The sequence below is a fragment of the uncultured Anaerococcus sp. genome (genome assembly GCF_937934665.1).
Classification (GTDB): domain Bacteria; phylum Bacillota; class Clostridia; order Tissierellales; family Peptoniphilaceae; genus Anaerococcus.
Window position 1 is genome coordinate 1 of sequence record NZ_CALGYW010000145.1, and the last position, 8,324, is coordinate 8,324.

The 8,324-nt window shown below is 34.6% G+C and carries 8 protein-coding genes and 1 pseudogene; 3 read left to right on the forward strand and 6 right to left on the reverse strand.

Annotated elements, in window-relative coordinates; translation table 11 throughout:
• Window positions 1-158: pseudogene (locus Q0410_RS07455) on the reverse strand (30S ribosomal protein S12); the annotation flags it as partial.
• Window positions 159-309: 151 nt separating this feature from the next.
• On the opposite strand from Q0410_RS07455, the gene Q0410_RS07460 reads away from it, so the two are divergent.
• The gene (locus Q0410_RS07460; protein WP_299035098.1) at window positions 310-1,767 is read left to right on the forward strand and encodes an FAD/NAD(P)-binding protein; all 1,458 of its coding nucleotides are present in this window, start codon (window positions 310-312) and stop codon (window positions 1,765-1,767) included.
• Window positions 1,768-1,833: 66 nt separating this feature from the next.
• On the opposite strand, the gene Q0410_RS07465 is transcribed toward Q0410_RS07460, so the two are convergent.
• The 5 genes from Q0410_RS07465 to Q0410_RS07485 all read right to left on the reverse strand — a co-directional run bounded on the left by Q0410_RS07465 (window position 1,834) and on the right by Q0410_RS07485 (window position 7,103).
• On the reverse strand, window positions 1,834-2,598 hold the full coding sequence (locus Q0410_RS07465; RefSeq protein WP_299035101.1) for a MurR/RpiR family transcriptional regulator: 765 nt from the start codon (window positions 2,596-2,598) through the stop codon (window positions 1,834-1,836).
• A complete protein-coding gene (locus tag Q0410_RS07470; protein ID WP_299035103.1) occupies window positions 2,598-3,275 on the reverse strand; it encodes a MurR/RpiR family transcriptional regulator in 678 nt (225 codons plus the stop codon). Before Q0410_RS07470 ends, Q0410_RS07465 begins: the two co-directional genes overlap by 1 nt.
• 60 nt (window positions 3,276-3,335) lie before the next feature.
• Window positions 3,336-4,664, reverse strand: coding sequence for a 6-phospho-alpha-glucosidase (locus tag Q0410_RS07475; protein WP_299035106.1), 1,329 nt, complete (start codon window positions 4,662-4,664; stop codon window positions 3,336-3,338).
• A 42-nt stretch (window positions 4,665-4,706) separates the two neighbouring features.
• A complete protein-coding gene (locus Q0410_RS07480) occupies window positions 4,707-6,302 on the reverse strand; it encodes an alpha-glucoside-specific PTS transporter subunit IIBC (RefSeq protein ID WP_299035108.1) in 1,596 nt (531 codons plus the stop codon).
• A gap of 279 nt (window positions 6,303-6,581) precedes the next feature.
• Window positions 6,582-7,103 carry a PTS glucose transporter subunit IIA gene (locus Q0410_RS07485; RefSeq protein WP_299035111.1) on the reverse strand — a complete coding sequence of 174 codons (522 nt, stop codon included), beginning with the start codon at window positions 7,101-7,103 and terminating at the stop codon, window positions 6,582-6,584.
• Window positions 7,104-7,431: 328 nt separating this feature from the next.
• Between Q0410_RS07485 and tpx the strand changes: the two genes are divergently transcribed.
• Both tpx and Q0410_RS07495 read left to right on the forward strand, forming a co-directional pair.
• A complete protein-coding gene (tpx, locus tag Q0410_RS07490) occupies window positions 7,432-7,932 on the forward strand; it encodes a thiol peroxidase (RefSeq protein ID WP_299035113.1) in 501 nt (166 codons plus the stop codon).
• A 33-nt stretch (window positions 7,933-7,965) separates the two neighbouring features.
• Window positions 7,966-8,324 (forward strand): PPC domain-containing DNA-binding protein (locus Q0410_RS07495; RefSeq protein WP_299035116.1); only part of this gene is annotated, 359 nt, incomplete at its 3' end.

An 8,324-nucleotide genomic window follows, 5' to 3' on the forward strand; every position in this document is an offset into this window, starting at 1 on the left:
ACTGTTCTAACTGATGTACAAACTCCACGTTTTTGTGGTGATTGGTTTGGAGTTATTCTACTCTTAAGAGTGTTGTAGTTATAACCTAAAGCTGGTGTATCTGATTTAGATTTTTCGCTCTTTCTACCTTTTCTAACAAGTTGATTAATTGTTGGCATAATGCACCTCCTATTCTTTTAAAATTTAATAAATTGGCAATTCCTGCCAATCCTTAAATATCTTACGCGGTATTTACTTCTTTGTCAAGTAAATTACTTAATCTTAAATTATTTGGTATAATATAAAGTAAGAAATTATAAAGGAGTAGATATGAAAATCGCTATAATTGGTTTTGCCCTGTCAGGTGCAACTTTTTTACAAACTATTCTAGATAATGATCCCACAGACTTAAAAATATATATCTATGAAAAAAGAAACGAATACCCAACAGGTCTTCCCTACGAAAAAGACTCCCTCGATAAACTCTTAAATGTCGATACTGATGAGATGGTCTATCCAGAAGATATGGCAGATGACTTTCCTAAATGGATGGATGCTAACAATAAAAACTTAGACCCTGTAGAAAATATGGCCCCAAGAGTATATTTTGGCCAGTATCTAAAAGAAAAGACTAAAGACTACCTTAATAATCCTTGCGTAAATTTAATAAATGAAGAAGTAAAAAATATCTCTGTAGAAATAATAGCTAGTAAGGAAAGATATACTGTAGAAAGTGCTACAAAAAAGGCTAAGTACGACCTAGTTTTTCTAGGGACAGGGGCAAGCTTCTACCAAGACCCTTATAAACTTGAGAGAAAGGAAAATTACATAGCAAAACCCTATCCCCTTGAAGAAAAACTTAAGGACATAAAAGAAGATAAAAAAATTGCCATCCTCGGTACCTCCGCATCATCTACTGATGTTTTTAGATATCTAAGTAAAAATAAAAAACTTAAAGAACCTATTAGTTTTTTTACTGGGCCTAGTGAATATAAAATTGTAGATATACCATATGAAGGAAATATCTTAGACTACTACTCCCCTAACCAAGAGTGGATAGATAAAGAACTAGAAGCTTGCGGTGAAATTAAACTTGATAGGCTAGTTAATACTATAAATGATGACTTTAAAAAAGCAGGAGTTGAGCTAAGTTACGCCTATGAAACCTACAAAGACCACACCCTAGCCCTATCAAAAAAAGCCATAGAGATAAATGATCAAGATCTTGCCTTTACAGAAGACTACTTTATCCAATTTGCCCTCTATGTGGCTGACCTGGCAAACTTTATGAATCCAATTGATAGGAAGGTTTTTTTAGAAAATCACTACATCTACCTTTCCTTTTTAGGTGGCAAGACTCCTTATGGGTCAATGAAACTTCTTCTAGATTATTATGACAAGGAGAAAATGGACGTTACCACAAACTTAGAAGAAGTGAAAGTTAACTCTGATGGCAGTTTCACCCTAATTGGCAAAAAGAAAAAGGATGCAGATATAATAATAAACTCTACGGGCTTTGAAATGGACCTTCAAAAGATCGCCCAAAGGATTCCCCTATATGAATCTCTTTTGAGAAATGAAATGATAATGGCAGATACAAATGGAGAAGGAATAGCAGTAACCTGGCCAAGGTGCAATCCTTTAAGTAAAAAATTCGGCAAACTTAATAATCTCTTCATCACAGGAATGTTAATAACCCAAACTGACATAGATAATAACGATGCTAGGTGTATACAAAAAACTTCTATGAGAATTGCCGAGCTAATTAAAAAAGAATATAAGCTATAAACAAGCTCCCTAAATTATTAGGATAAACCTTAAATGGGCCATCTTAATAACTTAGGGAGTTTTAAATTAGTCCTTATCTCTTCCGTTTATATAGGATAGGTATTTAAGGATTATAAAGTCTATTACCACATAAAAATGTGAGATAGGTGCTATTTTCATCTTCTGATCAAAATCATATACCTCATGGGTGATAAAAGAAATATTATAATCAGATAGGTGGGAAAGAGTGTTGTTTGATAGCTTGGTTATGGATGCTACGCAGACATCCTTGTAGATACCTTTAATAAAGTTGATTAACTCTTTATTTTCTCCACTAAAGGAGATTACAAAAATTACATCTCCATCTTCAAATATATCTAGATAAGACTTATAATTTCTAGCATCGTCAATAATATTTACTATTTTTCCCACATTCAAAAAGTTTCTCTTAAGCTCTTCCGCTACATTTAACTGGGTATAGCCATTGGCTAGTACAAAAATATTACCAGCACGATTTAATTTTTCAAAAAAAGGCGATAAGTTTAAGGAGATTAACATGGTCATAGTTAGGTTAATGTCATTTTTTGTATATTCAATTTCATTATCGTCAAAGGCCGCATCACTATCATCTTCAGACCACTTTACAAGATATCTAAGCTCACTATAGCCTTCTAGGTCTAATTTTTTTGTAAAACTCATTATAGCGCTCGTGCTTAAGTCTAAAATATTAGCCAGTTGATTTATACTGAGGTCAACAACCTCTTGCTTATTTTGAGCTATATAAGAGTAGATTCTTAGGTCATTTTTATTTAATTTATGATAATTTTCCTTAAGTAGAGTTAGTAAGCTCATTATAAAGTCTCCAAATATCCTGTGAAAAATTTTTCTAATTCTAAAATATAGGGACTAATTAGCCTTAGCCTGCCCCTATCTTCTGGGAAAAATATATTATAATCACTTGAGGCAATAAAGTGGTATTCGCTACCGACAATAATTTTTAAACAATCTATCCCATCCATTTGAAACATAAGTTCCCTAGTCTTCTCATCCCTGCTAAAATCTACTACTATAACCAGACTATCTTCTAGTAAAGTTTTGTCAAAGGCTACTATTTCCTTAGCTCCTGCATAGGTTTCCGCCAAAATCCCAACATCAAAGAGATATGATTTTATAGCAGCCTTTATTATATCTTCCATCCCACCGTTGCCATAGATAAAGGCTTTTTTTACGGTTTTTAATTTTTCATATACCGAAAGGAGCTTATCATCCTTAGAGCTTGGCAGGCTTGTTACCATATCTATTTTGTCATTTAATATATAGTATTTTAGGTCATTATAGCCGTTAAAACCTAGTTTTTTGGCAAACCTTAGGATAGAGGTCCTAGATGTTAGACAAATTTCTGCAAACTTATTAATAGTCAGATTGTAATTAAGACCGTTTTTTAAAATCTCATTTGCTATAACAAAGTCGGTTTGGGTAAATTTTTTTTCATTTTCTCTTATAAGTTTTTCTAAACTAATTTTAATCACCTCAATAAAAAAATCTCTACCAGCATTATACGCTAAGTAGAGATTTTTAATATTGTTTTCTTAGTTAAGTTCTGGCCAGTAACCCTTGTTTGCTTCTATTAAGTCATCAAGAAGTTTCTTAGCTACCTTAGCTGAAGGTACTGTTGAAGAAAGGGTTAGGGCTTGCCACATTTTTTGGTAGCTTCCTTCTATCCAAGCTTCTACTACAAGTTTTTCTACAGATACTTGTTGTTCCATAAGTCCTTTTTGGAATTGTGGAATGTATCCTTGGTTGATTCTTTCGATACCGTTTTTACCAACTAGGCATGGGATTTCTACCATAGCAGTTGGGTCAAAGTTTGGAACTGCACCATTGTTTTCTACAATTAGAAGGAATCTTTCCTTGGTGTTGTAGGCAAGGGCTATAGCTAGGTCAACTATATAAGTTGCGTGGGCATCAAGTTCTAGTTCGATACCTTCTGCTGTACCTGCATCGATTATTTTTTGGCAAAGGCCAAATACATCTTTTTCTCTTCCTTCTCTTACTTCGTCAACTCTTGTATGTTCTGGATTTGTATGTTCCATTACAAAGTCTGGGTAGAAGTAGTATTTTAGGTAGGTATTTGGGATTGTTTCTGGATCTAGGGCATATACGTCTTTTGCCTTAGTGAATGTTTCTACCCATGACTCATCAAGGTGTTGGGAAGTACCTATACCATCTGCAAAACCGTTTACTGATACGTGTTCTTTGATTTGTGGCATTAGGTCATTACCGTCTTTGTCAGTAATTTCTGTAAACCAACCAAAGTGGTTTAGGCCATAGTATGAGAAGTCAAGTTCTTGCCATTCTTTTAGACCAACCATGTCTGCCATCTTATACATTAGGTCAATTGGCATGTCACAGATATTTATAATCTTTGAGTCTGGTCTTAGTCTTCTTGTTGCTTCTGCTACTATGGCTGCTGGGTTTGAGTAGTTAAGCATCCAAGCTTCTGGAGAATATTCTTCCATGTAGTCTAGGATTTCTAAAACTCCACCAATTGATCTCATACCATATGATAATCCACCTGGTCCACAAGTTTCTTGACCGATACAGCCGTGTTTTAATGGAACTTTCTCATCCCTATCACGCATCTCGTATTTTCCAACCCTTAGTTGGGCAAGAACGAAGTCTACATCTGTAAATCCTTCTTTTGGATCTGTTGTGTATACAAAGTCAATTTCTGGATGTCTTTCTTTTAGTAAGATTTCAAGAGCCTTACCAATTACTTCTTGTCTTTTTTCGTCATTATCATAAAGTTTGATTGATCTAAGTGGAAACCTGTCTAGGTTATCTAGAAGCATGCCGATGATTCCTGGTGTAAATGTTGAACCACCACCAGCTACTACAATAGAATGTTTTTGTGTCATAATAATCTCCTTATTTTTTTAACTACTTATTTCTTATCTTTTCTATAAAAGTTGTCCAAAGTGATCTGCCACGTATTGGATATCCATACCTACTATTACATGGATAGAATTGCCGGACCTTGATGTACCATAGGTACCAATTTCTCTAAAGTAATCATCCTCTGCTACCTTAGATGGGTCATTTAAATTTACTCTTAATCTTGTAACACAGTTTGTAAAGTCTTTGATATTTTCTGCTCCTCCAAGACCAACTAGGATCTCTTCAGCCATTATTTCAAACTTATCCTTACCTGCCTTATCAGCATCTGCTGTTGCTGTTGTGGCATCTTCATGTTTTTTAGCCTTGTAGTCTTTCTTGCTATAAAGCTTAACAGAATCATCAGCTACGGTTCTTCCTGGTGTCTTAAAGTCAAATTTTTCTATTAAGAATGTGAATACAAAGTACCACATAGCTATACCTACTAGGCCAATTACTAGCATAATTAGGTAGGATTTCCAGTGGTTGGCCATTAGTGGAATCCAGTTTAGTGAAGCCATTTCTATGGCTCCTCCAGAAAATATTCCTACTACTCCAAATAAGTTCATCACTGTCGCTATAACAGATGATAGGATAGCGTGTACCACAAACAGTTGAGGAGCTATAAATAAGAATGTAAATTCTATTGGTTCAGTTACTCCTGAAAATACTGCGGTAAGTACAACTGGTATCATAAGACCTGCAACCTTCTTTTTATTTTCTGGAAGGGCTGTCTTGTAAAAGGCAAGTCCGACACCAATACATCCAAATATCTTTGACCAACCTGTTGCTGTAAGTTGAGCATATGGAGCAAGGTCTTTTAAAGCTCCAGCACTTGCAGCAATGTCTGGTAGGTTTTGAGCCCAAGCTGCATATATACCACCTGGCACTATCAAACTGTCATAATACATTGGTGCGTATAATAGGTGGTGGAGACCAAATGGAATTAAAAGCTTTTCTAAAAGAACAAAGACAGATACACCTGCTGTTCCTGCTCCTACAATAAAGTCTCTAAATACATTCATACCAGCCTGAATCTTAGGCCAGATCAAAACTGCTAGGACAGCGATTGGGATCATAACTATAAATCCAATACCTAAAACAAAGGCAGAACCTTTGAAAACACCTAGGGCTTCTGGAAGTCTAGTATCAAAAAATCTATTATGTAAGTAGATTGCGATACCTGATATTAATAAAGCTCCCATCATACCCATATCTAGGGTTTTGATATTAGCAATCATAGCAAGTCCACTTGCTCCGCCTACTTCTTGGCTAAAGTCTACGCCAAAAGTTGGGCCCCAGTGTTTAAGAATTGTAGATACATAGTTTAAGAAAACTAGGTAGATTACAAAAGCTTCCATACTGGCTCTAGCATTTTGTTTTTTAGCAAGTCCTATAGGAAGGGCAATAGCAAATAATAATGGCAATTGATTAAATACTACCCAAGCTCCTGATAAGATCATATCCCAGAAACCAAACCACAGGCTTCCTTCTTTGGCTAGGTCACCCATAATTACTTCTGTAGTAAATAGGGTTCCAAATCCTATTAGTAGAGCTGACACTGCAAATAACATTACAGGTGTGAACATCGCTCCACCAAATCGTTGAATTTTTTCTTTCACGGTTACCTCCTTTGTGAAAACGTCTTTACTTATGTCTATATGATATAATCTTTTATTAAAAAAGTCAATAAACATTGAAATATAGGGATTGTGTCCAGTAGGTAGAAATTTTTACATTGTTTGTGAAATTTCACATAAGAAGTGAAATCTCTGATCAACAACGAGTCAATACAAAAAAAGAGCCCTTAGCCCCTAATCAATACCTAAACTACTATCCTAAAATCCAGTTAGTCCCTAGTATATCTTAAGCTAAAAGCTCTTTCATATCTTATTTAAATTTTATTGTAGTTCAAAATTAAAGATTTCATCACCAACTACTACCCTATCCTTGTCGGTATATTGTATTGGTTTTATCTTCTCAAGATTTGTAACAACAATAGGGGTAACTACTTCATAACCCTTTTCCTTAATTAGGTCTAGGTCAAAATCTATTAAGTCTTGGCCTGCTTTTACCTTATCACCATTTTTTACATGGGCTTTAAAACCTTCCCCGTTAAGCTCAACTGTATCCATACCTATATGGATAAGAAGGTCTACCCCCTCATTAGACTTAATACCTACAGCATGACAGGTATCAAATAGCATAACAATCTCACCATCAACAGGAGAATGAACTTTGCCCTCTTCTGGGTCTATAGCTAGTCCCTTACCAAGCATACCTGATGAAAAAGCAGGGTCTTTAATCTCTTCAAGCTTTAAAACTTTGCCATTTATAGGAGCTTTTACGCTCACAGCATTAGATTTTTCTTCCTTAGTTTCTTTGCCACCAAAAACATTTTTCATAAAATTTTTTAAACTCATATTGCCTCCAAATATATCTCTTATCACGCTTATTAAGTTAAGCAAATTGTAATTTACTTAATTATACCATAAAAATAAAATGTTATAAATTTTTTTATAAATTCTTTAAAATCTTAAATCAAATCCTAATTATAAAACCTAGAGCTAGTACTCATTTTAGCTCTGTATAAATCAGTTTCTTCTAATAAAGATTCATGACTTACAAAAAGGAAATAAAATACTTTATGAAAATTTTAATATAATTATATATATTAAGAAAATTTGGGTATAATTATAATGTTAAAAGTTTTTTAAAAACAAATTTTGACTACCATAAGGAGGTAAAAGTATGACAATTACATTTGGAGGAGACAAAGTTACCCTAGTAGGAAAACAAGTAGAAGTAGGAGAAAAAGCACCAGCTTTTAAGGCTACAAAAAATGACCTTTCAGAATTTAACTCTGAAGACCTTAAAGGAAAGGTTGTTATTTATTCTATAGCCCCATCTCTTGATACTAGCGTATGTGCCATCCAAGCTAAGAAATTTAACCACGATGCCCTTGATCTTTCTGATGACGTAGCAATAGTAACAATCACAGAAGACCTACCATTTGCCCAAAAAAGATTTTGTGCAAACGAAGACATCGAAAATCTAGAAGTGGTTTCAGACTACAAGGAAAGAGAATTTGGCGAAAAATACGGCTTCTTAATGGACGAACTTAAGCTACTCGCAAGGGGTGTTGTTGTAGTTGATAAAGAAGGCGTAATCAAGCACGTAGAATACGTAGAAGAAGTTACAAACGAAGTTGATTTTGACGCTGCCCTTGAAGCTGTTAAAGAATTAGTTTAAGATAAGAATAATTAATAAAGATAGGAGAGTTTTATGGATTATAGAAGATTTGACAATAAGATTATAGCTAGGTTTGAAAGAGGAGAAGAAGTCCACGACTGCCTTAAAAAAATCGCTATAAAAGAAGACATAAAACTTGCATCTATATCCGCACTTGGAGCAACAGATGACTTCACTATCGGCGTTTATAAGGTAGACGATAAGTCCTATTCAGAGTTAAATTTCAAGGGTATTTTCGAAATCCTATCTATAAATGGTACTATCACCACAAAGGATGGCGAATACTACCCACATCTTCACATCTCTGTAGCTGATGATAAGGGAAATGGCTTTGGTGGCCACCTTATCAGTTCAAATATCAGCGTAACCTGTGAAATGGTCATAGATATAAT

Excerpts from the sequence above, each read along its gene's own strand:
- Q0410_RS07460 (WP_299035098.1), top strand. The coding sequence starts at position 310 with ATGAAAATCGCTATAATTGGTTTTGCCCTGTCAGGTGCAACTTTTTTA.
- tpx (WP_299035113.1), top strand. The coding sequence starts at position 7,432 with ATGACAATTACATTTGGAGGAGACAAAGTTACCCTAGTAGGAAAACAA.
- Q0410_RS07475 (WP_299035106.1), bottom strand. The coding sequence starts at position 4,664 with ATGACACAAAAACATTCTATTGTAGTAGCTGGTGGTGGTTCAACATTT.
- Q0410_RS07485 (WP_299035111.1), bottom strand. The coding sequence starts at position 7,103 with ATGAGTTTAAAAAATTTTATGAAAAATGTTTTTGGTGGCAAAGAAACT.
- Q0410_RS07465 (WP_299035101.1), bottom strand. The coding sequence starts at position 2,598 with ATGAGCTTACTAACTCTACTTAAGGAAAATTATCATAAATTAAATAAA.